Origin of the sequence: Roseibium sp. SCP14 (assembly GCF_040329475.1) — a bacterium.
GTDB lineage: Bacteria > Pseudomonadota > Alphaproteobacteria > Rhizobiales > Stappiaceae > Roseibium.
In genome coordinates, this window is sequence record NZ_JBDZYH010000004.1 from 498396 (window position 1) to 522826 (window position 24431).

Annotated in this window: 26 protein-coding genes; 15 read left to right on the plus strand and 11 right to left on the minus strand. The window is 55.7% G+C overall.

What is annotated here, in order from left to right; all coding sequences use genetic code 11:
* The first annotated feature begins 1 nt into the window (after position 1).
* Positions 2–913 (plus strand): methylenetetrahydrofolate reductase [NAD(P)H], encoded by a 912-nt coding sequence (metF, locus tag ABLQ08_RS19315; protein ID WP_352945264.1) that lies wholly within the window; start codon positions 2–4, stop codon positions 911–913.
* A 198-nt stretch (positions 914–1111) separates the two neighbouring features.
* On the plus strand, positions 1112–4840 hold the full coding sequence (gene metH, locus ABLQ08_RS19320; protein ID WP_352945267.1) for a methionine synthase: 3729 nt from the start codon (positions 1112–1114) through the stop codon (positions 4838–4840).
* Positions 4841–5396: 556 nt separating this feature from the next.
* Here metH and ABLQ08_RS19325 read toward each other — a convergent pair.
* The gene (locus ABLQ08_RS19325) at positions 5397–6011 is read right to left on the minus strand and encodes an FMN-dependent NADH-azoreductase (protein ID WP_352945269.1); all 615 of its coding nucleotides are present in this window, start codon (positions 6009–6011) and stop codon (positions 5397–5399) included.
* Between the two features lie 154 nt (positions 6012–6165).
* On the opposite strand from ABLQ08_RS19325, the gene ABLQ08_RS19330 reads away from it, so the two are divergent.
* Both ABLQ08_RS19330 and ABLQ08_RS19335 read left to right on the plus strand, forming a co-directional pair.
* Complete coding sequence (locus tag ABLQ08_RS19330) at positions 6166–7044, plus strand: LysR family transcriptional regulator (protein ID WP_352945598.1); 879 nt, start codon at positions 6166–6168, stop codon at positions 7042–7044.
* A gap of 562 nt (positions 7045–7606) precedes the next feature.
* On the plus strand, positions 7607–8212 hold the full coding sequence (locus tag ABLQ08_RS19335) for a LysE family translocator (RefSeq protein ID WP_352945271.1): 606 nt from the start codon (positions 7607–7609) through the stop codon (positions 8210–8212).
* A gap of 48 nt (positions 8213–8260) precedes the next feature.
* On the opposite strand, the gene ABLQ08_RS19340 is transcribed toward ABLQ08_RS19335, so the two are convergent.
* Positions 8261–8950 (minus strand): ArsR/SmtB family transcription factor, encoded by a 690-nt coding sequence (locus tag ABLQ08_RS19340; RefSeq protein ID WP_352945273.1) that lies wholly within the window; start codon positions 8948–8950, stop codon positions 8261–8263.
* An 80-nt stretch (positions 8951–9030) separates the two neighbouring features.
* Here ABLQ08_RS19340 and ABLQ08_RS19345 point away from each other — a divergent pair, with 80 nt between their 5' ends.
* Genes ABLQ08_RS19345 through ABLQ08_RS19360 form a run of 4 tightly spaced genes read left to right on the plus strand, consistent with a single transcriptional unit; the run spans position 9031 to position 11056 of the window.
* On the plus strand, positions 9031–9363 hold the full coding sequence (locus tag ABLQ08_RS19345; RefSeq protein WP_352945274.1) for an NIPSNAP family protein: 333 nt from the start codon (positions 9031–9033) through the stop codon (positions 9361–9363).
* Entirely contained in the window at positions 9360–9704 is a 345-nt protein-coding gene (locus tag ABLQ08_RS19350) for an antibiotic biosynthesis monooxygenase family protein (protein WP_352945276.1), read from the plus strand. Before ABLQ08_RS19345 ends, ABLQ08_RS19350 begins: the two co-directional genes overlap by 4 nt.
* Before the next feature lie 12 nt (positions 9705–9716).
* A complete protein-coding gene (locus ABLQ08_RS19355; protein WP_352945278.1) occupies positions 9717–10637 on the plus strand; it encodes a DMT family transporter in 921 nt (306 codons plus the stop codon).
* Positions 10634–11056, plus strand: coding sequence for a (R)-mandelonitrile lyase (locus ABLQ08_RS19360; protein ID WP_352945280.1), 423 nt, complete (start codon positions 10634–10636; stop codon positions 11054–11056). The genes ABLQ08_RS19355 and ABLQ08_RS19360 overlap by 4 nt, the downstream gene beginning before the upstream one ends.
* Positions 11057–11157: 101 nt before the next feature.
* Here ABLQ08_RS19360 and ABLQ08_RS19365 read toward each other — a convergent pair whose 3' ends face one another.
* Positions 11158–12039, minus strand: a complete 882-nt coding sequence (locus tag ABLQ08_RS19365) for an AraC family transcriptional regulator (RefSeq protein ID WP_352945281.1) — start codon at positions 12037–12039, stop codon at positions 11158–11160.
* 175 nt (positions 12040–12214) lie between these two features.
* On the opposite strand from ABLQ08_RS19365, the gene ABLQ08_RS19370 reads away from it, so the two are divergent.
* Entirely contained in the window at positions 12215–12946 is a 732-nt protein-coding gene (locus ABLQ08_RS19370) for an SDR family oxidoreductase (protein ID WP_352945283.1), read from the plus strand.
* A 116-nt stretch (positions 12947–13062) separates the two neighbouring features.
* On the opposite strand, the gene ABLQ08_RS19375 is transcribed toward ABLQ08_RS19370, so the two are convergent.
* Together ABLQ08_RS19375 and ABLQ08_RS19380 are read right to left on the minus strand one after the other, a co-directional pair.
* The gene (locus tag ABLQ08_RS19375; RefSeq protein ID WP_352945284.1) at positions 13063–14511 is read right to left on the minus strand and encodes an ATP-binding protein; all 1449 of its coding nucleotides are present in this window, start codon (positions 14509–14511) and stop codon (positions 13063–13065) included.
* The gene (locus ABLQ08_RS19380; RefSeq protein ID WP_417714930.1) at positions 14508–15248 is read right to left on the minus strand and encodes a response regulator; all 741 of its coding nucleotides are present in this window, start codon (positions 15246–15248) and stop codon (positions 14508–14510) included. Before ABLQ08_RS19380 ends, ABLQ08_RS19375 begins: the two co-directional genes overlap by 4 nt.
* 222 nt (positions 15249–15470) lie before the next feature.
* Here ABLQ08_RS19380 and ABLQ08_RS19385 point away from each other — a divergent pair, with 222 nt between their 5' ends.
* A complete protein-coding gene (locus ABLQ08_RS19385) occupies positions 15471–16454 on the plus strand; it encodes an EF-hand domain-containing protein (RefSeq protein ID WP_352945288.1) in 984 nt (327 codons plus the stop codon).
* A 182-nt stretch (positions 16455–16636) separates the two neighbouring features.
* Positions 16637–17638 (plus strand): hypothetical protein, encoded by a 1002-nt coding sequence (locus ABLQ08_RS19390; RefSeq protein WP_352945290.1) that lies wholly within the window; start codon positions 16637–16639, stop codon positions 17636–17638.
* An 11-nt stretch (positions 17639–17649) separates the two neighbouring features.
* Here ABLQ08_RS19390 and ABLQ08_RS19395 read toward each other — a convergent pair whose 3' ends face one another.
* The 5 genes from ABLQ08_RS19395 to ABLQ08_RS19415 all read right to left on the minus strand — a co-directional run bounded on the left by ABLQ08_RS19395 (position 17650) and on the right by ABLQ08_RS19415 (position 20795).
* Positions 17650–18234: a YceI family protein gene (locus ABLQ08_RS19395; protein ID WP_352945292.1), complete on the minus strand. Its 585-nt coding sequence runs from the start codon at positions 18232–18234 to the stop codon at positions 17650–17652.
* 196 nt (positions 18235–18430) lie between these two features.
* Positions 18431–18838, minus strand: a complete 408-nt coding sequence (locus tag ABLQ08_RS19400) for a VOC family protein (protein ID WP_352945294.1) — start codon at positions 18836–18838, stop codon at positions 18431–18433.
* Positions 18826–19380, minus strand: coding sequence for a thioredoxin family protein (locus tag ABLQ08_RS19405; RefSeq protein ID WP_352945296.1), 555 nt, complete (start codon positions 19378–19380; stop codon positions 18826–18828). Before ABLQ08_RS19405 ends, ABLQ08_RS19400 begins: the two co-directional genes overlap by 13 nt.
* Before the next feature lie 66 nt (positions 19381–19446).
* The gene (locus ABLQ08_RS19410; RefSeq protein WP_352945298.1) at positions 19447–20457 is read right to left on the minus strand and encodes a zinc-binding alcohol dehydrogenase family protein; all 1011 of its coding nucleotides are present in this window, start codon (positions 20455–20457) and stop codon (positions 19447–19449) included.
* A 47-nt stretch (positions 20458–20504) separates the two neighbouring features.
* Positions 20505–20795: a putative quinol monooxygenase gene (locus ABLQ08_RS19415; protein ID WP_352945301.1), complete on the minus strand. Its 291-nt coding sequence runs from the start codon at positions 20793–20795 to the stop codon at positions 20505–20507.
* Positions 20796–20893: 98 nt separating this feature from the next.
* Between ABLQ08_RS19415 and ABLQ08_RS19420 the strand changes: the two genes are divergently transcribed.
* Both ABLQ08_RS19420 and ABLQ08_RS19425 read left to right on the plus strand, forming a co-directional pair.
* Positions 20894–21784 carry a LysR family transcriptional regulator gene (locus tag ABLQ08_RS19420; protein WP_352945303.1) on the plus strand — a complete coding sequence of 297 codons (891 nt, stop codon included), beginning with the start codon at positions 20894–20896 and terminating at the stop codon, positions 21782–21784.
* Positions 21785–21829: 45 nt separating this feature from the next.
* Positions 21830–22450, plus strand: a complete 621-nt coding sequence (locus ABLQ08_RS19425; RefSeq protein WP_352945305.1) for a hypothetical protein — start codon at positions 21830–21832, stop codon at positions 22448–22450.
* A gap of 149 nt (positions 22451–22599) precedes the next feature.
* On the opposite strand, the gene ABLQ08_RS19430 is transcribed toward ABLQ08_RS19425, so the two are convergent.
* Entirely contained in the window at positions 22600–22854 is a 255-nt protein-coding gene (locus ABLQ08_RS19430; protein ID WP_352945307.1) for a hypothetical protein, read from the minus strand.
* 192 nt (positions 22855–23046) lie between these two features.
* On the opposite strand from ABLQ08_RS19430, the gene ABLQ08_RS19435 reads away from it, so the two are divergent.
* Both ABLQ08_RS19435 and ABLQ08_RS19440 read left to right on the plus strand, forming a co-directional pair.
* Entirely contained in the window at positions 23047–23451 is a 405-nt protein-coding gene (locus ABLQ08_RS19435) for an AprI/Inh family metalloprotease inhibitor (protein ID WP_352945309.1), read from the plus strand.
* A 368-nt stretch (positions 23452–23819) separates the two neighbouring features.
* The gene (locus ABLQ08_RS19440) at positions 23820–24098 is read left to right on the plus strand and encodes a DUF4189 domain-containing protein (protein WP_352945599.1); all 279 of its coding nucleotides are present in this window, start codon (positions 23820–23822) and stop codon (positions 24096–24098) included.
* Positions 24099–24431 lie beyond the last annotated feature (333 nt).

Genomic DNA, 24431 nt, shown 5'->3' on the forward strand with positions numbered 1-24431 from the left:
CATGACAGACATTTCCTCACGCCGGTCGCACCAGGCCGCTCTCTCGCCGATCACGGCCTCCTTCGAGTTTTTTCCGCCGAAGTCCGACAAAATGGCTGAAACTCTCTGGAATACCGTGCAGCGTCTCGCTCCATTGAACCCATCCTTCGTTTCCGTGACTTATGGCGCCGGCGGCTCAACCCGCGAGCGGACCCACAAAACGGTTGAGCGGATTTTGAAAGAGACCGATCTGGCGCCCGCCGCACATCTGACCTGTGTCGGGGCTTCGCGCGAAGAGATCGATGCGATCGTCAAGGACTACTGGGACCTTGGCGTGCGCAATCTGGTCGCGCTGCGCGGCGACCCTCTGGATGGCATCGGCTCGCGCTACGTCCCGCATGAAGGTGGCTATGCCTACGCCTCCGATCTTGTTGCAGGCATCAAGAAAATCGCGAATTTCGATATCTCCGTGTCCGGCTATCCGGAGAAACACCCGGAGAGCGGCAACTGGCAGAGTGAGATCGACAACCTGAAGCGCAAGGTGGATGCCGGTGCCGACCGGATCATCACCCAGTACTTTTTCGACAACGATCTGTTTGACGCCTATCTGGATCGGATTGCGGCCGCCGGCATCAATATCCCGGTAATTCCGGGCATTCTGCCGATCCAGAATTTCGAACAGACCATGGTCTTCTCCGCCAAGTGCGGCACATCGATTCCGCAGTGGCTGGCACGGCGTTTCTCAGGTCTCACGAATGATCCTGAAACCCGCAAGCTGGTCGGCGTGTCGATTGCCTGCGAACAGGTCATGGATCTTGTCGACCGTGGTCTCAACGACTTCCACTTTTACACCATGAACCGCGCCGATCTGACCTACGCAATCTGCCACATGCTCGGTATGGGCCAGGAGGCACCGGAAAAGGCGGCGGCCTGAAAGGGAAAGCTGGATCCAGCTTCGATCGTTCTACCTTCATTCCCTCAGGCGAAAAGGTAGTGAAAATGCGCCACCAGGCAGACACGCGAGGTCTGGTGGTTCGGGCTCCAGTTTCAGAACGCGCATTGCAAAGGCGGTTCGTGCAAACGGATTGCCAGAAAAAGATAACCCGTAAAGATCATCCGGAAGGAAACACCCGTGATCAAGTCCGACGCTTTTGAGCGCCTTCGTGACCTCGCCAAGACCCGTATTCTCGTGCTTGACGGTGCGATGGGGACCGAGATCCAACTGTTGAAACTGGATGAAGCCGATTACCGGGGGGATCGGTTCGCGAACTGGCCGAGCGATGTCAAAGGCAACAATGACCTCTTGAGCCTGACACAGCCCGACGCGATCCGGAAGATCCATGTCGATTATCTGGAAGCTGGTGCCGACATAATCGAGACCAACACCTTCTCTTCCACGACCATTGCCCAGGCCGACTACGGCATGGAAGAACTGGCATATGAGCTGAACCTGGAAAGCGCCAAGCTGGCTCGAGAGGCTTGTGATCTGGTTGCGGCCAAGGATCCGTCCCGGCCGCGTTTTGTTGCCGGGGCGCTCGGACCGACCAACCGGACCGCGTCGATCTCGCCGGATGTCAACAATCCGGGATATCGTGCAGTTTCCTTCGATGATCTGCGCATTGCCTATGGCGAAGCCGTACGTGGGCTGATTGCAGGCGGTGCCGATATTCTGCTGGTCGAGACGATTTTCGACACGTTGAATGCCAAGGCGGCACTCTTTGCAATCGAGGAAGTGTTCGAAGAAACCGGCAAGATTCTGCCAATCATGATTTCCGGCACGATTACCGATCTTTCCGGCCGGACGTTGTCTGGCCAGACACCGGAAGCCTTCTGGAACTCCGTTCGCCATACCGATCCGCTCACCATCGGCTTGAACTGTGCGCTCGGTGCCAAGGAAATGCGTGCCCACGTGGATGAGTTGGGCCGCGTTGCCGATACACTCGTCTGTGCCTATCCCAATGCCGGCCTGCCGAACGAATTCGGCGAATATGACGAGAGCCCGGAGCATATGGCCGGGCTGATCGAGGAATTCGCCTCTGCGGGTCTTGTGAACGTGGTTGGCGGCTGTTGCGGCACAACGCCCGCGCATATCAAGGCGATTGCCGAAGCTGTCGCGGACAAGAAACCGCGTGAAATTCCGGAGATCGAGCGCCATATGCGTCTGTCCGGGCTCGAACCTTTCGTGGTCACTGACGAAACCAATTTCGTCAACGTTGGCGAACGCACCAACGTCACCGGGTCGGCGCGCTTCCGCAAGCTCATCAAGGAAGGCGACTACTCGACGGCGCTGGACGTTGCCCGTCAGCAGGTTGAAAACGGTGCCCAGATTATCGACGTCAACATGGACGAAGGCCTTCTGGACTCTGAAGAGGCGATGGTCACATTCCTCAATCTGGTGGCCGCGGAGCCGGATATTGCCAAGGTTCCCGTGATGATCGACAGCTCCAAATGGAGTGTCATCGAAGCGGGTCTGAAATGTATCCAGGGCAAGGGTGTCGTCAACTCGATTTCCTTGAAGGAAGGCGAGGAAGCCTTCATTGAACACGCGAAACTCGTTCGTCGCTATGGTGCGGCTGTCGTGATCATGGCTTTTGACGAAAAGGGTCAAGCGGACACTTTCGAGCGTAAAACCGAGATCTGCGCCCGCTCCTACAAAGTGTTGACGGAAAAAGTCGGTTTTCCGCCGGAAGATATCATTTTCGATCCGAACATCTTCGCGGTCGCCACCGGTATCGAGGAGCATAACAACTACGGCGTCGACTTCATCGAAGCGACGGGCTGGATCCGCGAAAACCTGCCGCATGCCCATGTTTCTGGCGGCGTTTCGAACCTGTCCTTCTCCTTCCGCGGCAATGAAGCCGTGCGAGAAGCAATGCATTCGGTGTTCCTCTATCACGCCATTCAGCGCGGGATGGACATGGGGATCGTCAATGCAGGGCAGCTGGCGGTCTACTACGATCTGAACGAAGAGCTGCGCGAGCTTTGCGAAGACGTCGTTCTGAACCGGCGGGAAGACGCGACCGACCGGATGCTGGAAGCAGCTGAACGTTGGAAGGGCGAGGGCGGCAAGAAACGCGAAGCCGATCTGACCTGGCGGACGTGGGGCGTCGCCAAGCGTCTTGAGCATGCCCTGGTTCACGGTATCTCCGATTTCGTGGAAGAAGATACGGAAGAAGCCCGCCAGGCCTACGACCGGCCGTTGCACGTGATCGAAGGTCCGTTGATGGACGGCATGAACGTGGTCGGTGACCTGTTCGGCTCCGGCCAGATGTTCCTGCCGCAGGTGGTGAAGTCCGCCCGCGTCATGAAAAAGGCCGTCGCCTATCTGATGCCGTTCATGGAGAAGGAAAAGGAAGAGCTTGGCCTGACCGGTCACTCTTCAGCAGGCAAGATCCTGATGGCAACGGTGAAGGGCGATGTCCACGATATCGGCAAGAACATTGTCGGCGTTGTGCTTCAGTGCAACAACTTCGAAGTCATCGATCTCGGAGTGATGGTGCCAGCCGCCAAGATCCTGGAAACCGCCCAGGAAGAGAAGGTGGACATGATCGGCCTGAGCGGTCTGATCACGCCTTCACTCGACGAAATGTGCCATGTCGCTGCCGAGCTTGAACGCGAAGGAATGGATGTGCCGTTGCTGATCGGCGGGGCAACGACTTCCAAGATCCATACCGCGGTGAAGATCCATCCGAACTACGAGCGCGGACAGGCGATTTACGTAACCGATGCCGGCCGGGCCGTAGGTGTTGCATCAAAGCTGATGAGCGAAGGGGGACGTGAGCCCTACTATGCGGATGTGCGCGCCGAATATGCCGATGTTGCCGAAAAGCACGCCGCTAGCCGGGGCACGCAGAAGCGGACGTCGATTGCCGCTGCCAGAGAAAACGCCTTCAAGGCAGACTTTGCCGGCAAGCCCCCGGTCGTGCCCAGAAAGCTCGGGACGACCGTGTTTGAGGATTTTCCGCTCGAAGATCTCGTGCCGGTGATCGACTGGACGCCGTTCTTTGCGACCTGGGAGATCAAGGGGCGTTATCCGGCCGTTTTGACGGACAACCGGTATGGCCCGGCGGCGAAAGCTCTTTATGACGACGCCCGCCGGATGCTGGATGAGATTGTTGAAAGAAAGCTTCTGACTGCAAAGGGTGTCGCCTGTCTCTGGCCTGCCAATGCGGTGGGGGATGACGTGCGTCTGTTTACCGACGAAAGCCGGACCGAGACCCTCGGCACCTTCCACACCTTGCGTCAGCAGATGTCACGGACGGCCGGAGGCCGCGCCAATATCGCGCTGAGCGATTTCGTTGCGCCGCTGGACAGCGGTATCAAGGACTGGGTGGGTGGCTTTGCAGTCACTGCCGGTCATGGAGAAGACGATCTCGCGGCCCGCTATGCGCGGGAAGGGGACGACTACAACAAGATCCTTTCGCAGGCTCTTGCCGACCGATTGGCTGAAGCCTTTGCAGAAAAGCTTCACGAGATCGTACGCAAGGACCTGTGGGGATACGGTGCGCACGAAAACCTCTCTCTCGATGACATCATCGGTGAGAAGTATCAGGGCATTCGTCCGGCAGCAGGATATCCGGCGCAGCCGGACCACACCGAGAAGGATACTCTTTTCAGGCTGCTCGACGCTGAAAGGCTGACGGGCATCCAGTTGACGGAAAGCAGAGCAATGATGCCGGGATCTTCGGTTTCGGGGCTCTACTTCGGTCATGCGGACAGCCACTACTTCGGCGTCGGCAAGATCGAAAAGGATCAGGTGGAAGACTATGCTGCCAGAAAGGGGTGGGACATTGCCTATGCCGAGCGCTGGCTTGCTCCAATTTTGAACTACGATGCGGCGCGCATGGAAGCTGCCGAGTAAGCTGAGCACGCGTTCAATTTGTGTAGCAATCTGACCTCCGCAGTTAACATCTGCGGAGGTCTTTTATTTTTCTGGTCAAATTAATTGACGTAGGGAAACTAAACAAAATTTAATAAAAAATGCACCAAGTGCGCTCTTGTAAAGTGCACACTGTGCGCTAATATGAGTCTCAACAGGTCGAAGCGTCAAAACTGAAACGCCCGACTGAAGGAGAACAATATGAATGTGCATACGGCCAAACTAATGCTGGTGAAGCACCGCCAGGACTACAACCGGGACCGCCTGCCGTGGTTACCGGCGCGGTTGTACAGGTCCTGGCGAGAAGCCTCCCCAACTGTTCAGGAGTCTTCAAAGACTTCCTGATGCAGGGCCAATTGTGATACGGCCCCAAAAACATAATGTAACGATGACCCCGCAAAACGTTTGAGATACCCAAACGTTTACCCACCTCCTGAAAAAACCGGCTTCGGCCGGTTTTTTTTCGTTTTGGGAGCATTACCCTCCCATCGACTGCAAGCGGTTTCTTGGATGAATGGTGCGTGCCAAGCCTTCACAGTCACACCGGCACAGGTCCGAACAGTTCTGCGATCTTCTTACGCGCTACCTCCAGACCGGCCTCCGCCTTGTCAGGCCCCATCGCCAGACCCATTGCATATACGAACTCAATTTCTGTTATTCCCATAAGACCCAGTGCCATCCTGAGGTATCCGGTCTGAAGGTCCGCCGGAGTTCCGAGGAATTCACCACCTTGGGCGATAACCAGGATGGCTCTTTTTCCCGACAGCAACCCGACAGGCCCGGTTTCCGAGAAGCGGAATGTCTCTCCAGCGCGTGCGACATTGTCGATCCAGGCTTTCAGGGTGGAGGGGATCATGAAGTTGTACATCGGTGCGCCGATCAGCAGCACGTCCGCCTGCTTGAGCTCGGAAATGAGTTTGTCGGACAATGCAAGTTCATCGGGAAAAGCGGAAACGTTTGCGGAAACGGGATTTGAAAAACTCTCAAATGTTGCCTGATCCAAGTGCGGAATGGGGTCTTCACCGAGATCCCTCTTGATGTGATTTGTTCCGGAAAACCGGTTGGAGAACGCTTCGGCAATCTCATCGGCGAGTATTGAACTCATGGACGCCGGCCCATGGATACCCGTGTTGATTTGTAGAAGAGTGAGCATTTTATTTCCTGTTTCTCGTGCGTTTCGACAAGTGTCCGGCGCAATCGCCGCCTGGTTTCTGATCTTGAGAATTCGAGAAATAATTCGATTTATCGATAGATCTAAGTTAGTTATTATTGAATCTTTCAATGAAAGAGAGGTCGTCCTGACCAGCCTGGAACAACTGAGAATGTTTGTTGCCGCGGCAGATAGTGGCAGTTTTTCTGCTGCGGGAAGAACGTTGGGCAAGGGACAGTCCGCCGTCAGCCTGGGGATATCAAACCTTGAGGTGGATTTGGGTTTTGACCTGTTCGACCGGGCGACCCGCAAGCCCAGGCTCACAAAAGAAGGTGAGCGACTGCTGGCCTTCGCAAAGGCGGCCCTGGTGCAGGTCGAGGATTTCGATGCTGCTGCCAGAAGCCTGTTCGCCGGAGAAGAAACACGTATCCGGATCGCATTGGATGACGCGATCATGTTGCCTTCGCTTGGGCGGAACCTGATCGAATTCGGGAACAAGTTTTCAGCGACCGAAATCGAGTTCCTGTCAGCGGCTAGTCCGGAAATTCCGGAAATCATCACTGGTGGCACTGCTGATATCGGTCTGATGTTTTCCGGCACAAAGGTTCAAAAAGGCCTGGAACAGGCGTTTATCGGAAACCTTCCATTTGTCTCCGTCAGCAGCCCCGACTATCCGCTGGCAAAAGTCAGCTCCATTGGAGCGAGTGAACTGCTGCCTTTTCGCCAGCTCCTGTTGCGCAGTCCGCAAGGAAGCGCTCTGGACCAGTTTCCCGCGCTGTCGGTGAACACCTGGTATGCGACCAGTTTCCACGCCATTCGTGAGTTGGTACTGCAAGGAACAGGCTGGTCCTACCTGCCTGAGCATCTGGTCAGCGATTCGATCGCGTCGGGAAGGCTAACCAGATTGAACTTGCGTTTTGAACACAGTCTCTGGAGCCCGCCTGTTGAGTGCGTGACCCTCAAGAACACTCGCCTAGGACCGGTCCGGATGTGGCTTCTGGGAAGGGTCAGAAACATTCTCCGGGCTTCCGATTGACCGCTCGACAAGTTCTGCCGATGGGTCGGGCAGATAGTCTGTTCTGGCCTTTCGGTATTAACAATGACACCCGACTTCCTTTTCACTCTTGCAAAAACATGTCTGTCGCGACGATCGATAATTCATTGCGGTCGACACCCGTGAATAAGCTGGAGCAATAGGGCGGAGCATTGGTGCCCTGCCGTCGCGTTGTGCTGTTTGCGCAAGCTGATTGTAGCCTTGCCAATTCGAGCAGTGGCCCGAATCTGTAAGCGTCAAAAATTTTTGGTCCGGAAGTCCGTCAAGCTCCCGTTTGGGAACTGTATGGGACAGCGAACTCACTTAGCTTTCGTGGAAATTGAATATCAACTTTGCGTGCCCGAAACCGCTGTTTGCTGTGCTCCATCGACCATGTTTTACCCAATGCTATCCGTTCCGGTGCAAGGCCGCCGCGACGTGGAATACCCCGGTAGTTGTCGCCCTCTGCTTGTCCGACGAAAGCTGATGTGCGTGAGCGAAGTGGCCTTGGGTATGCCCTTGGAAGCAACACTCCGTCTCGTTCACCAGCTTCAAAGGTAAGAGAATGTTGCTGGTCGACTGGATCACCTTCGTCGTGACATACCTGCTTGTTGCCGTTGTCCCGGGTCCGAGCGCCTTCTTCATAGTCGGTCAGGCGGCAACGCACGGTCGGCGCGAGGCGCTGAAATGCGTTGTTTCCGCCAAAGCCGGCGATGCCTGTCTGTTGGTTGCGGCCTGCTGTAGTATCTTCTTCGCGGTTACGCTGTCTGGCGAAGTTCTTACCTATTTGAACTGGATCGGCATAGTCCTGCTCGGCCTGTTCGGCTTCGTGCTTCTGTTCGGGCCAAAGCCGAGGGGGCGGATCTCCGCTCGCGGAGGCTCAAGAGCGGGGAAGGTGGCTTTCGTGATTGGATTGACCAACCCCAAGACGTTTACACTCTACGGTTCGCTGCTTCCTGTGTTCCTTCATCCTGAAAGAGGTCTGTTTCTGCAACTGGTCGTCATCTGCGGGACCGTGATGACAGTTGGATTGGGGTGTCTCGGTGCCTATGCCTGCCTGTCTTCAACAATGCTTGTTCAGAAGTACACGGCACGCGCCGGCAGGCTTGCCTATCCGGTCTCAGGCTTCCTAATCCTGATGGTCGCATTGTTTCTCGGCACCGGAACCTGAGGTGAGCGGCCCGTGCATGAGGGATTGTTGGTTCGTGTCGCGGTCAGTTCAGTCGAGCGGGAACAGTTTTTTCAATTCGTTGCTCCCTTGCGCTGAAATGTTCACGATGCGGCTGTTCTTTTCACGCCTCAGCCAGCCTTCCTCCTGAAACCGGTCGAGGAGGGCGGCACCAAGGCTTCCGGCAAGATGATTGCGACGCTCACTCCAGTCCAGACACGCACGGCATAGCGGACGACGACCTGCAGTCAGCCGGTCAAGGTCAACGTCAAAATCGGTGACGAAGCTTTCGCCAGCGGTGGTGAGGCCGATCCCGCCCTTGTCCGAGGAGACTTGAAGGAAACCGCGCGCTTGCAGGCTGTCGAAGATCCTCACGGCCATGTCACCGGCCAGATGATCGTAACAGACGCGGGCCGCTCGCATGGCCGGGTCTTTCGGGCCGGTTCTGGTGCGCAAATGGCCCTTGCGCGCGGCAAGCCCCATGATTGCTTCAAGCGTTGCACCGACTTCCGGTCCCGACAGAGCAAAATAGCGGTGACGTCCCTGTTTCGCCTGCGTCAGCAGGCCACCTTCCATGAGTTTCTTGAGGTGTGAACTTGCAGTTTGCCCGGTAATCCCGGCTTCCGCAGCAAGTTCGGTCGCCGTCAGGGCCTTGCCGCTCATCAGTGCAACCAGAATGTTTGCGCGCGCCGGGTCACCAATGAGCGCGCCGATCCGCGCAATGTCCGGTCCATCTTTCATGGTTCGATCCTTATCGAAGCATTGTCGTCGCGGAGCATGTCACACAGAAGGCAGCAAAGCCATACGAAAAGGAATCGGCCATGATCACATGTTTCATTCGCTACCACATCGACCCGACAAAAAGGTCGGCTTTTGAGGAGTATGCGCGAAACTGGGGGCAGGCGATCCCGCGTTGCGGAGCCGATCTCATCGGTTATTTTGCCCCCCATGAAGGATCTACGACGCTGGCATATGGTGTCTACTCGATAGAGAACCTTGCAGCCTATGAAGCTTATCGCGCGCGCCTTGCCACCGATCCTCTCGGGCAATTGAACTATGAATTTGCCCAAAAGGAAAAATTCATCTTGCGGGAAGACCGCACCTTCCTAAAACTGACGTCCGCGCCGCATGCCGAGGGAGGAAAACAAGCATGATCGCCGTCATATTCGAAGTCATCCCGCATGCGGACAAAAAGCAGGACTATCTGGGAGTCGCGGCCGAGTTGCGGCCACTCATTGATGAGATTGACGGGTTCCTGTCCGTAGAACGGTTCCAGAGCCTGACCAATCCGGAAAAGCTGCTTTCGGTTTCCTTTTTTCGCGACGAAGAAGCACTGAACGAATGGCGGCGGTTGACCCAGCATCGCAAAGCTCAAAAAGCTGGACGATCCGGTTATTTCAAGGACTATCGCCTGCGGGTTGCCCATGTGCTTCGTGACTACGGCATGGAGGATCGGGATGAGGCTCCTGAAGACAGTCGCGCCGTCAACGGTTAGCGGCCCGCAGACATGCAATCCCGTTCCGTTGAATATGCTCTTCTGGGCTGTCTCGCGCTGCTCTGGGGCTCTTCCTACATGTGGATTGGCATCGCACTGGATACCATTCCGCCCGCAACCCTGATTGCGATCAGGGTCAGCCTGGCTTCGATTATCCTGGTGTTGATCATGTCATGGCAAGGTATCCGGATGCCTCGTGATGCGCGGACGTGGCGTTTGTTTTTTGTGCAGTCGCTGATCAACAGCACAGGGCCGTGGATGCTTTTGGCCTGGGGACAGCAATACGCCGGGACGGCGGTTTCCAGTGTCCTGAACTCAACGTCCCCTTTATGGGTGTTCGCTCTGTCCTACGTGCTCTTGAACAGCGGGCAAAGGCCCGGCGCTCGGCAGCTGACCGGTGCCATGGCCGGATTTGCCGGAATCGTTCTGATCGTTGGTGTCGGTGCACTGGAAGACCTTGGCCACAATCTCTTGCCGCAGCTTGCTGTATTGTTCAGCGCAGTTCTTTACGGACTTGCGGCATTGCGCGGGCGGCTGTTTGTGGGAATGCCGCCTATTGTGCCGGCAACCGGAACTCTCATTTGCGCTTCGATCGTGCTTGTTCCGGCAAGTCTTGCGGTTGATCGGCCCTGGAACCTTTCGCCTGATGCTTCAAGTCTGGCCGCGGCGTTGATCCTCGGTGCTGCATGCACGGCGCTTGCCTTTCTGATCTATTTCCGTTTGTTGGTGTCGCTGGGAGCCATGGGAACGGCCAGCCAGGCCTATTTGCGCTCGGGTGTCGGTGTCGTACTTGGTGTCGTCTTTCTTTCGGAAACATTGGACATTGAAACCTTTGCCGGAATTTGCCTTGCCATCCTCGGCGTTGTTCTGATCAACTGGCCTGATAACCGGAAATCGCAGACCGCTGTATCTGCCGGCAAGGAGGCGTCATGAGCATTCTGACCGTTTACGAGGCTGGGTCACGGCCGACAAAACGGGCCAATCCGGACTACTTTACCGGCACCGTCTGGCAGGATCCGGTCATTGAAGCACCGGCACCGGCAAGGGTTCGGGTCATTCGGGTGACATTTGAACCAAGGTCGCGAACCAACTGGCATACACATCCACTCGGGCAGACCCTGCAAATTCTGGAAGGCGCCGGGTTCGTTCACCTTTGGGGGCAGGAGAAACTGTCGATCCTTCCAGGTGACGTCATATGGATCCCGCCGGGAGTGAAACATTGGCATGGTGCCGGACCCCACACTTCGCTTGTTCACTTGGCCATCCAGGAGGAGCTGGACGGTCAGGTTGCCGAATGGATGGAGCCGGTCGACGACGCAACGTATGCTGGCGAGATTGAAGCCCGGCGGTAATTGACTTCGTCTGATGAGCCGGATGTGTCCGACAGGTTTTCCCTTGGCGCAGTCAGTTCTGATGTATGGCGCGTGAAATGCTTCAAGAGCGAAGCGTTGTTTCAAAAATCAATAGGCTTGTATCCAGCCGATTGAGCATCCCTGGGGCTGACCTTGAAATGCTTCTTGAATTCTCGGCTGAAATGAGCGGCGTTTTCGTACCCAACCAGACGGGCGGCTTCCGCAACCGGCAGGTTTTCGGCAAGGATCAGTCCCTTGGCCCGGTGCAACCGCGTTGTCTTGAGATAACGGTGCGGCGAAGCACCGGTAATGGCCTTGAATGCCCGATGAAACACCGGTTCGCTCATGCCCGCTTCTCGGGCAAGGTCCTCCACCCGTAGGGGAGTGGAGTAGTTCTGACGAATGTCTGCAATCGTCTTGGCAATGCGCTCGAAATGCGAGTCGACCTGGGTGAGTGCTCTTAAGGCTGCACCGTGTGGTCCTTGCAGGCAGTGAAAGGCGATCTCGCGCAGAATGCCGGGTCCGAGCGCCTTGCTGGTGGCATCGGAGCACAGGGCGTCAAGCAGACGCCGGACCGCGTCTTTCATATCTGCGTCGAGAGGAGCAGGGCTGAGGCCGAGCGAAGTTGTCGTCTTGGACGGAGGCTCGATTTCCAGCAACGGCACCAGTTCGTGAAGGTCGATGCGGTTGATGTCGATGAACAGGCCGAGCATCGGATCTTCCGGCGAAGCGAAGGTCGCGCAGTCGAATGGCAAAGGGACGCTTAGGACCAGATAGTGGTCTGTATCGTAATGAAAGATGCGGTCACCGAGATAACCGGTTTTCTGCCCCTGCAAAATGAGAACCAGACCGGCATTGTAGATGAGGGGAGCTCGCTCAACTGGCTCGGTCGACCAGAAAAAACGTACCGCATCGAGATTGGTCTTCACATATCCCGCACCCGGCTGAAAGCCGTATTTTTCTTTAAGTCGCGTTAGTGCCATTTATCTCGCCTTCAACTCACCCGGCAGGAAACTGCATGAAATGCGGTCTGAAGGAAACACAACAAAGAACAAATGATAGAAACGCGCAATTCTTTGACAGAAGCTGTCATTCCCTGTTTCCACGTCTTTCACCATCTTTCCGGACAGTTTCAATCCGAATTGAAGGACGGATCAAATGACCGCGAATTCCAAACCTCTCATCGTTATCACAGGGGCCAGTTCCGGCATTGGAGCGGCGATGGCCAAGCGGTTTTCAGCCGAAGGACATCCACTGCTGCTGCTCGCACGCCGCGTTGAAAAGCTGGAAGCTCTGGACCTTCCTGATACGCTGTGCCGCAAGGTGGATGTGACCGACACGACTGAGTTGAAGGCGGCAATCGCCGAGGCCGAGACCAGGTATGGTCCGGTCGACTGCCTGATCAACAATGCCGGTGTGATGTTGCTTGGACAGATCGATAGCCAGGACCCGAGTGAGTGGCAGAAGATGTTTGATGTCAATGTCATGGCGTTGTTGAACGGCATGCAGGCAGTGCTGGAAGGTATGAAGGTTCGCAATCACGGTACGATATTGAATGTCAGCTCGATCGCAGGCAAGAAATCCTTCCCCAATCACGCAGCCTATGTCGGGACAAAGTTTGCCGTTTCCGCGATCAGCGAAAACGTCCGTGAGGAGGTCGCCGATACGGGTGTCCGCGTCATGGCTATCTGTCCGGGTGCGGTCGAGACAGAACTGCTGGGCCATACGACGCGTCAGGACATTATCGACGGTTACCAGGACTGGAAAGAGGCCATGGGAGGTGCGTTGCATGCAGACGATATCGCTCGAACGGCTGTCTTCATGTATGCCCAGCCCCAGGGGGTTAACATCCGGGACGTGGTGATCACTGCAACGCGCCAGCAGCCTTGAACCGGATTTTGGCTCGGAAGCTTGGTTCCATGTTTCCGATTTGAACCGAGCCCGCACCGGATCTGGTGCGGGCTGATTTGTGCGCACGTCTTGGCTTGTGAAAATCGCCCTTCGGATCACTTGCCAAGCGGTAATCTGATCTCGGCTTCCAGTCCGGTTTCAGCGCGGTTGCTGAGCTTGATCGTACCGCCATGGGCATGAATGATCGACCGCGTGATCGCCAGGCCGAGGCCGATGCCGCCAGTTTCCTCGTTCCGGGATTCATCGAGACGCACAAAGGGCTCGAAGACATCCTTGAGCCGGTCTTCCGGTATACCCGGGCCTTGGTCGAGAATTCGAATGACGACTTCTCCAGCGCTTCGGGCTGCCTCGATGTCGACGCTGTCGCCATAGCGGACACCGTTTTCAATGAGGTTTCGAAGCGCGCGCTTCAAGGCCACCGGGCGGCAGGACAGCGTGATTTCCTCCTGCATCCGGACGGAACATTTGTGACCCAGATCCTGCTGGTCACCGGCAAGGCTTTCCAGCATTGCGCTCAAGTCTGCTTTTTCAGCGCTTTCCGAGTGAGCTTCGTCGCGCGCGAACCGCAGGGTGGCTTCGGTCATCGCCGCCATTTCTTCCAGCGTTTCGATCATCTTTTCGCGGTTTTCATCATCCTCGATGAATTCCGCGCGAATGCGCAAGGAGGTGATCGGCGTTCTCAGGTCATGGCTGATCGCTGCCAGCATGCGGGTTCGGTCACGCACGAAGCGGGTGAGGCGATCCTGCATGTCATTGAACGACGAAGTGAGAGCCTGAACCTCGCTTGGCCCACTGGGAGTGAGTGGTTCAAGTTCTTCGCCGCGGCCGAATTTTTCCGCGGAAACCGCCAGGTCCTTCAGTGGCCGTGTCACACGGCGGACAGCAATTCCGATGATCAGGACCGTTGCCAGCGCTGTCAGCACAAGTTGCACCAAAAGGGGGATCATGTCTCCAGGTGGTGGTTTGTAACTGGTCGCGACGTTTAGCCACCTGCCGTCCGTCATCTTGATGGACAAGGCGAGATCTTCCGGCTTGTTCATGATCTTGCGCAGGTTGTGGGGACGTTCGTGCTTGGGAACAGCGCGCCAGCTCGGGCCATCGTTGTCATCGTCGTGGTCGAATTTCCGGTCACGCGGGCCACGTTTTTCGTCGGCGTGAATGTTGATGTGTGCCGTCTGACCCTTATCCAGCTGTTTGCTGAGATATCCCTGCAGACGTTGTTCGAATCTCGATGTGCCGGGTTCAGGCGCAAGCGGTGTGGTCCCGACCCAGAATACCGCGAACCGGCTGCTGCTTGCTTCCAGAATGCGGTCCTGGAGATCCTGTGGTGTATCCTCGATCAGGTCGGCGATGGAAACAGACCTTGAAAGAAGATTGTCTCTGGCGACTGCCACCATCGCAATGCGCCGCTCGTCCTGGAATATCCAGATGCTCAGGGCCTGCGCAACGACAATGGCCGCCAACAGCAGAATGATCAGCTGTGACGCCAGGGTCTTCGGCCAAAGCAGTTCATATGCCTTTCGAGAGAGAGTGGACAGTTTCATTCAACCCGGTCTTTCACATCGGCCGTGAACATATAGCCACCACCCCACACGGTCTTGATCAGTTTTGGATCCTTTGGATCCGTTTCAATTTTCCGGCGCAGCCGCGAGACCTGATTGTCGATGGACCGGTCAAACACAGTCGGCGCACGTCCTGATGTCAGATCCAGAAGCTGGTCCCGGTTCAACACCATTTTGGGCCGCTTCAGGAAAGCGCACAGCAGCTGGAATTCACCGCTCGACAGGGCAACCGCACCACCGGCCGGGTCGATCAGCTCCCGGCGGGATACATTGAGCGACCAGCCGTCGAAATGCAGTTTCTCCTGTTCAATCGGATCTCGTTCCTTTGGCGCCAAAGAGGTTCTTCTCAACACGGCTCGAATGCGTGCCAGGAGTTCCCTTGGATTGAACGGCTTCGTGACGTAGTCATCAGCACCGATTTCCAGACCGATGACCCGGTCTGTGTCGTCCGCCATTGCCGTCAGCAGGATAACCGGCATGGATCCGGTCTCCACCAGGTGACGGCATAGTGACAGGCCGTCCTCGCCCGGCATCATGATATCCAGAACCACTAGATCGATCGATGCTGCCTTGAGCGACTTGCGTGCGTGGGCGGCATTTTCGGCAGTGGTTGCGCGCAGGCCGTTCTTTACAAGATAGCGCGCGAGGGTCTCGCGAATATCGCGATGATCATCAACCACCAGAATATGAGGGCTCGGGTCGCTCACGCTCTTCTCCATTCCTTCCGGCCTTGTCAGAGTAAGGATGACGGCAGCCGCTGAACTTCTTGTTTCCAAGGTCAAAATAATCACTGATGCGCAAGAGCGCGAGCCGACTTTGTAACAAAGTGTATCGCTCCGGCCCAGCGGGACAGATGGCGACACTTAAGCCCCCTTGAGAGGGTATTCCTGCGACAATTGCCACCTACCTTCAGCTCATCAACGAACCAAGGAGTTGTTGGAATGAAACCGTTCAAGAAGATTGCAATTGCCGCTTTGGCTGCGAGCGTTGCCGGTACCGCGCTGACTGCGGGCATGAGTGCCTCTGCCCAGACTGCGGCTGCAACCGGGGACGGGGGCAAACAGATTCAACAGACGGAAGGCAAACGTCTTGCGCATATGGGTGAGCGCGGCGGACGCGGTGGCAAGTGGCATGGCCGCGGTGGCCACGAAAAACGTGCCGAACGCCTGTTCGAGCGTTTCGATGTCGATAAGGACGGCGTGATTACGCAGGCCGAAATCGATGAGGTCCGGGCACAGGACTTCGCAACTGCCGATGCAGATGGTAACGGCGAAATCAGCCTTGAAGAATTCAAGGCCGAGTTCCTGACCCGCTCCAAAGACCGGATGGTCCGGGCATTCCAGTTCCTGGATGCAGACGGTGACGGTGTAGTGACCCAGGAAGAGGTCGATGTTGCGGCGAACCGCCTGTTCAACAGGCTCGACCGTGATGGCAACGGCACCATTGAGCGTGTTCGCGGTCAACGGGGTGCGAACGCGGAAAATGATGGCAACCGCGGAGAGCGTGCCGATGCCCGCGAACATCGCGGACGCGGTGGGCCCAAGCATGGGCGTGGTGGTCCGGCCCGGATGTTCATGCAGGTGTTCGACACCAATGGTGATGGCACTGTGACCCGCGAAGACTTTGATGCCCGCAAGGCTGAACTTTTTGCGCTGGCAGATACGAATGGCAGCGGTTCGTTCACGCTTGAGGAGTTCGGTCCGCTGTGGCTGGCTGTAAACGAAAACCGCATCGTGAATATGTTTCAGCGTGCGGACGCTGACGGCAGCCTCGGCATTACCGCTGAAGAGCACGACAAGCGTCTGGATCGCCTGATGGAACGCGCCGACCGCAACAAGGATGGTGTCATTACAAAGGCCGACTTCAAGGGCGGCAAGAAAGGCAAGGGTAAAGGCAAAGGTCACGACAAGAAACATCGCGGCTGATGTTCGACACCGAGTTCCGGGACCCAATCCTCCGGAACTGTTTCCCTGGCACTTGTTCCCGCCAGAGCCGGGGAGACGCGAAGGGAGCCGTTTTCGGCTCCCTTTTGTTTTTGCGATCGCTGTTACAGGAATCTCAAGGATTTTCGCCGATGGTAGCCCCCAGGATTTTCTAGGGGGACCTAATGGCCAAACCGGGATTTGAAGACTTCGTGGCCGCCAGGATCACAGGCGGTCAGGTCAGTGACGATGATGTCATCACCCTGCGTCGATACATTTACGGTGATATGACAGTGTCACTGGAAGAAGGGGCCGCACTGTTCAGCTTGAACAATGCGGATTTGTCCTTTGCAGGGACCTGGTACGAACTCTTTCCTGAAGCCATCGGTGACATTCTGGTGCACCAGGCCCAGCCGACAGGTTATGTATCGGCGGAAAATGCTGACTGGCTTATCCGTCAGATTACGGCTGATGGCCAAATTTGCACTCGAACAGAGTTGGACGCCGTCCTGCATGTTCTTGAAAAGGCACGGGAAGCCCCTGTGCATCTTGAGCAGTTTGCTCTCAGGACCGTTGCCGACTCTGTCATAAACGGTAACGGTGCGACCCGTTCCGGATCGGAACTGAAACCGGGCGTCATCTCTGAGGGCGAAGTAGAGCTGCTGCGGCGAGTGCTTTATGCCGGCGGCGGTTGCGGCGGTATCGCCATTTCAAAGACCGAGGCTGAGGTTCTCTTTGACCTGAACGATGCGACCGCTGAAGCGGAAAACCATCCGGCCTGGTCGGAGCTGTTCTCAAAGGCGGTTGCCAATCACCTGATGGCCATGTCCGGTTTTACACCGCCTCCTCGTGAGGTTGCCCTTGCTCGAGAAAACTGGCTGGAGCAACCCGGTGGATTTGAAGGCGGGCTCGGCGGTTTCTTCAAAAGGATGATTTCCGGTGGAACAAGTGCCGTAAGGGAAGCCTATTCGGAAGGCGACAACCCGTATGCGGCTCGCCACGGCGCCATGCAGGCGGAGATTGCCGTAAATGAGGTGGTTACCGAGGATGAAGCGGGCTGGTTGGTGAACCGCATCGGCCGTGATGGCGTTCTGCATGAAAACGAAAAGGTTTTGCTGCGCTTCATCCGTGAGGAAAGCCCGAACATTCATCCAGCTCTACAGCCCTTGATGGATAGAGTGGCCTGAGCGGCGGAAACTTATTCCATTCGCATGGCTTCCGTTTCCAGGATCAGCTGAACCTCATCACCCACGAAACCGTTCTCCACGGCATAGGTCATCCCGTAGGCACTGCGTTTCACGGTGCCTCGGGCACTGATGCCGAGGGTGAAACGGCCATGCCCGAACGGGTACTTGGAAGCCTTGTTCAAGGTGACAGACAGCTTCAGCGGATGGGTTTGACCGAGCAGGTTCAATTCGCCTTCAACTGTCCCCGTCGTTTCGCCGGCAGGAGTGCCGCTCGTGGCGGTGAAGGTCATCACAGGAAATGCCTCAACGTTGAGAAAATCCTTGCTGCGTACATGTCCGTCACGCGCCTTGTTGAAACTTTCAACGCTGGCAGTCTGAACGGTGATGATCACGTCCGACAGGTTCTGTGTTTCCAAATCGTAGGTGAAACCGCCTTCGAAGGTCAGGAAAAGGCCCAGAGTGTCCGCATAACCGAGATGATCAACCATGAAGGCTATGGTGGTGTGTTCCGGATCCAGCTCGTAGCGATGGGGGTCGGCGAGAGCCGGGAACGCGACGAGTATCGTCGCTGCTGCACCTGTTAATAGTCGGATCATGATCTGCCTCACGAAGGTGGGTTGTGTCCAGTCTGAAGTGCACCCGGTTTTCACCGCTTTTGCAAGCTGAATCAGGCGCTTACGGTGAAGCTAGCGCACCACGAACACGAGACAATGGCGATTTTCATCACTCGGGAAAAACAAAGCGTGAGGATTTCGGTGTCCTCGCTCGAGACCGGCTTGCCGACAGCTTCGATCATTCATCCAGGAAAAAGTCGATATGGATGTGGTTACCGTCCGGATCCCAGACATTGATAGCGACGGTATTCGTCGCCTCGATAACGCTTTTCCGGTACTTTTCCCCCCGTTCAACCAGCTTTTCTTCAAAGGCTTTTGCACCCGTTGCCCGGAATGCGAAATGCTCCAGCTTCAGTTCAACTTCTGAACCGACGGCATCGGTGCCGTTTCTGCCGACGAGATGCACATAAGCCGTGTCACCAACGTAAAGCCATGCGCCGGGAAAGGGGAAGGGAGGCCTGAATCCCTCTTTCAGGCCAAGGACCTGCGTGTACCAGCCGATCAGCTCGTCGAGCTTGGTGGTGTGGATGTTGACGTGATCAAACTTCTGGATCTGCATGTCGTTCTGTGTCTTCAAGCTTTCCATTTGATCGAGCAACCGATTGAGGGAACCTGCTCCTGCGGTCCCCGACCGGTTTCCGCGATCAGTTTCATCGCCTCGAACAGGTCGCGGCGCAGGTCTGCCGGGCTTTCATTCATGCGCGTTGCGTCGAGACGGCCACGATACTGAAGGCCAAGATCCTTGTTGAAGCCGAAGAAATCCGGGGTGCACACGGCGTCATAGCTTCGGGCAACTTCCTGTTCCGCGTCATGCAGGTAAGGGAAGGGAAAGTCATGCTTTTCGGCCATCAGCTGCATGTTTTCAAAACTGTCCTGCGGATAGGCAACGTGATCGTTGGAGCAGATTGCCACGACTCCGATCCCAAGCGCTTTCATGTCATGGGAATCGCGGACGATCTTGTCCATGACCGCCAGAACGAACGGGCAGTGATTGCAGATAAACATCACAAGTGTGCTGTTGTCGCCGGCAACGTCCGACAGGCTGTAATGCCTGCCGTCGGTACCCGGCAGAGTGAAATGCGGGGCTTGCCGATCGAAATCGCATACGGGCGGGTTCAGGGCGACCATGAGAGAGACTTTCCTTAGAAGACGGCAAGGAACGGGCAGCCGGAAATCCGGCTGCCTGATTCAGGATCAATATCCTTCCAGGACAACTTTACCCTTTGCCGTTCCGGTTTCAATAAGTGCATGCGCCTTGCGCATGTTTTCCGCATTGATGGGGGCGAGCACGGTGTCGAGCGTCGTTCGGATGCGGCCGGCATCTATTTCTTTCGAGACATAGTTCAGCAGTTTGTGCTGCTCGATCATATCCGGCGTCTGATGCATGGCGCGAGCGAACATGAACTCCCAGTGGAGGCTGGCTGCCTTCATTTTCATCACGTCCATCGGCATCGGCTGGTCGGTGTTGTCGATGGTCACGATGCCGCCTTCCGGACGGATCAGTTCAACCGCTGTGGTCCAGTGGCGCATGTCGTTGAAGATCGCGATGTGATCGACGAACTTGTATCCGAGCGCCCGTACCTGGGCGATCATGTCTTCACGGTGGTTGACGACGTCATCGGCCCCAAGTTCGCGAACCCATGCAATGGTTTCCGGACGGGACGCCGTTGCGATGACCTTCAGTCCCGCGGCCTTGGCAAGCTGAATGCCGATGGAACCGACGCCTCCACCGGCTCCGATGATCAGGATGCTCTCGCCTGTGCTGGCGCCGTCGCGGTCGATCCCCAATCTGTCGAAAAAGGACTCATACGCAGTCAGCGTGGTCAGGGGCAGGGCGGCGGCTTCGGCGAAGCTCAAGGTCTTGGGTTTTTTTCCGACGATGCGCTCGTCGACAAGCTGGAACTCGGAATTGGAACCGGAGCGGGTGATATCGCCCGCGTAATACACCTCGTCTCCCGGCCGGAACAAGGTCACGTCCGGACCGACCGCCTCAACGATACCGGCAGCGTCCCAGCCAAGAACACGGGGGACTTCTTCAACCTGGTCCTTGGGAGCGCGAACTTTTGTGTCGACCGGATTGACCGACACCGCCTTCACGGCAACCAGAATGTCGCGACCTTGCGGTGTTGGCTTGGGCAGGTCCACATCCAGAAAGGAGTTGGGGTCGTCAATCGGTAGATAGTGGGTCAGTGCAACAGCTTTCATGGCCTTTTTGCTTCCTCTGTCGGTCTGATGCGCGGGGTGTCGGTCGTTCAGCCGATGACGGTCATTTCGTTCAGCGTGAACTCGGCAACAGCGCCTTCTGTCGCTTCCATGTAGGCTGCCAGGTGCGGTGCGTTCATGTGGGCTTGCCACAGTTCGCGGCTTTCCCAGTTTTCATGGAACATGAAATGTGCGGGATTTTCGTTGTCCTGATGCAGATCGTAGTTGATGCAACCTTCTTCGGCACGGGTAATGTCGATCAGTTTCAGCAGCTCGGACTTTACGAGCTCGATCTTGTCCGGATTGGCCTTGATGTTGGCGACGATGGTGAGTTTTGCCATTTGCTTGTTTCCTCGAATTGCGATGACACGAACCTAGTCACTTGAAAATCCCGGATAAACAGGCAAGGTACAAATGAACAATCCGGAAATTCCGTATAATGCTGCTCGATAATATTTCCCTGTTTTTACTGATCGTCGAAAAAGGCAGTCTGGTGGCCGCCGGGCGGGAGGCCGGCCTTTCGCCGACAACCGTGTCTGAGCGTTTGGCTGCGCTTGAAGCCCATTATGGCGTGGTTTTGCTCAACCGGACCACGCGGTCAATCAGCTTGACTGAAGAAGGTCGCACGCTGGTCGAAGGTGCTAAACCGGTGCTGGGAGAGGTGGAGGATCTCGATACCCGGATCCGCTTCGGGGCTGAAAAACTCTCCGGGCCGATCCGGATCAGCACTCCGAAGGATCTTGGCCGCAATATCGTTTCCCACGCAATTGCAAGCTTTCTGGAGGACCATCCCGCCATATCCATCGACCTTCATCTGTCGGACGGCTATGTCGACATCGTTGGAATGGGCATTGATCTGGCCGTCCGTTTCGGTCTGATCAACGACAGCACATTGCGGGTGCGGCAATTGCCGTCAAAGCGCCGGATCCTTTGTGCGGCACCGAGCTATCTGGAACGGTTTGGCACTCCGAAGAATCCGGCGGACCTGAAGGACCACAACTGCCTCGTGATGCGCTTTGGCCAGAACATCGACAATGTCTGGCGCTTCGGTACAACCGCCGCCAAGCAGATCGTGACAGTGCGTGGCAACCTCATTGCCAATGATGGCGCGCTTGTCCGTCAATGGTGTCTGGAGGGACGGGGGATCATTCTGAAATCGGAATTCGATGTCGGTGAAGACATCCGCACCGGACGTCTCGTCGAGATTCTGGCCGACCATGCATCGCCGCCAGTGCCGCTACAACTGCTTTTCCCGCCAAGCCGCGCCCAGCCAAGACGGGTGCGCACCTTTGCCGAACATCTGTTCAAGGTGTTCGGGGAGTTTGGATGACAAGCTGCAAAACGTGCTAGATTCTGATCGGAGTGAAGGATCAAGATGTCTAAGCAGAACGGTATCCGCAGGAACACTTTGATCGTGATTGCGGGGGCAAGCGGGGCAGGCAAATCCACTCTCGCCCGGAGAATAGAAAACGAACTCAAGGTGCCGCACTACGAACTCGACAGGGTGTTCAATCTCCTGAAACGGCCTTTTGATGGAATGGCTATAGAAAGCGATGCTCTTCGCAAGCAATATCGCCAGGACGTAACGGCGGCGCTTGTGCCTGAAATCCTGAACAGTTTTGTCGATTTGAATGTCAGTGCCGTTGTTGAGGGAGGCTGGCTGAGCCCGAAGGAGGTCAGGACCTTACAGCTCCAGTCCAAGTCAATCGTGCCTCTTTTCCTCGGATATGGAGGAACGGGCCGGAACCGCTTGGAACAGTTTCAAAGGGGCACGACGCACTGGAGTTCGGAGAAAGTTCTGTCTTCCGCAGAGCGGGAGCGGGTGGAAGAGTTCTTCGACAAGCAGGTTCGAAAATCTGTTTCTCTGAAAAGAGAATGTGAGGACAGCGGCTTGAAATATTTGGACACGACGGAAGAAAGCGGCTTCGAAGCTGCGTTTCAGTATCTCAAGACCGAAATTGAAAAGAATTGCTTGCCTGTTCGCTCGAAGCCCTGATCAACGTTGGCACCGGGTTGGGAGAGCGACAGTTCAGAAAGTATTTTGGGTCTCGTTAGAACCTAACCGCTTGCTTCGAAAAGTGCTTTGCCGGGCTTTCCAGGGTCACGAGATCGAAAGTGAACTTATCAGGCAAAACCGGATCCGGTTCATTTCGGTGTAGTGAAAATCGTGTCGATTGCCTCGAACATGGTGTTGTAGACGCCAATCTCGTCCTTTGCGAAGTCACCATGAGGCACAGCCTTTTTGGCCTCGTTGATCAGGTCCACCTTGATGGCCTCGAGATCGACGTCCGTATTGCCGGCTCGAACCGAAAGCTCCCGATGCAACCGTGCGGCAATTCCGGCGTAGGCAACGATGGCCGTTACCATATGTGTCGGTTCCTCAGGAATCTTGATCTTCATGCTTGCTGTTTCCAGTTTTGATAATGAGTGCCGCTTGAAGCTGTGTTTTCTCAGGTCGCCTACAGCATATCAAATCAAATGAGTACCAGGTGTTCTCGGGTGTGACGTGCATCTGCGATTTATGGTTGCAAATTTTGATGTGCTTTGGTGCACTTGGCTGCAATCGACATTTTTCGGCGACTGGTGGTCACCATGAGACTTGGACTTGCATGCGTAACTTTGACTTTGCTGTTGCTTGCAGCCTGCAACACCACTTCCACCAGTCCGGGTGTGGCGCCTTCACCGGGAGATCAGGATCGCCCTGTTGAGTTTGGCATCGTCGGGGAATGGAACCTCAAGGCAACCGACAGTGTCCTGTCCTGCCGAATAAAGGTCTCCGGAAACAACGATGACAAGGAGGGCAATGCCACGGACTTCGGATGCATCGGATTGGACAATTTCTTCATGATCAGACGCTGGAAGCGTGACCGCGGAACCATTGAATTTTTCCGCCTGGCGGATGACACGCCCGTGGCCAGCGTCTACCGGGTCAACCGTGATGAATTCAGAGGAGAGCTCTTGCCATCAGGACGGGAAATTGTCCTGACGAGACGATAAACGGTGGAGACCGGAGACCGGCCAAGCGAAACCTCTGATCCATTACTGCTCGCCACCTCATGAGAATTCTGAGAGCGGCCTGTTGTCCGGTAAAGAAGAGGCAATAAGCCACCACTGTTCTGACAGAAACAATCTGCTTGATTTGATGTCGGATGCTTATGACCAGCTGGCAGGAAACCGGGTTGCGACTGGTGGTATGGGAAGCAAGTAAAAAGGAAGAGCACTCGCGGAGATTAAAAAATTGTCTTATTTGAGAGGAGTTTCTGGTTTGACCAAATCTTGCACTTCATCTAGTGAACTTGCACAGATACAATTTTAAGCTGAAGGATATAAGCGTGTTCAGGAATGTTATTGCTATTTCATTTTCCGTGTTTCTAATTTCTATTTCATATGTTGATACGACGCTTGCGTCAGAGCGATCAAGGAAAGTGTGCGCAAAAAGGCTGGAAGATCAGTCTATTCGTAAGGGCTATTACGCATTTGCAATGAGTGCAGACGAAGAGCATTGCGGTTGGAGTTGGGGAAAGGAAGCGAAAAAATACGCTGAAATTTCAGCGATAAGAAGTTGTAAAAAATTCAAGGGAGCGTCTTGCAAAGTTGTACATAGCGGCTGCAAACCGTTTAGAACCAATACCTGCAAAAAATGAAGTGAAAGAGGCTGCGCGTTAGCGTTGTCTGGAAAGTCTTATTTACAAGGATGCAAACTTGGCGAGCTTGCATGATACCAACACCTTACGACAAGCAACTTGAGTGGTTGAAAAATCTATCTCGTGCAAATGGTAAGACTTGAATGAAACAACCAGGGATGCATGGAAGCTCGCCAGAAACACCTAGTGAAAGACGGTTTACGTTCGGCGGCACCATTCCAATATGGTGGAGTATTGCATGGCGAACTTGCGCGGCCTGGATTCTGATATCTTTTGTCGTCAGCGGTGCGAACATCTATTCCGCATATTCCTCTGGTTTTTGGGAACCCGATA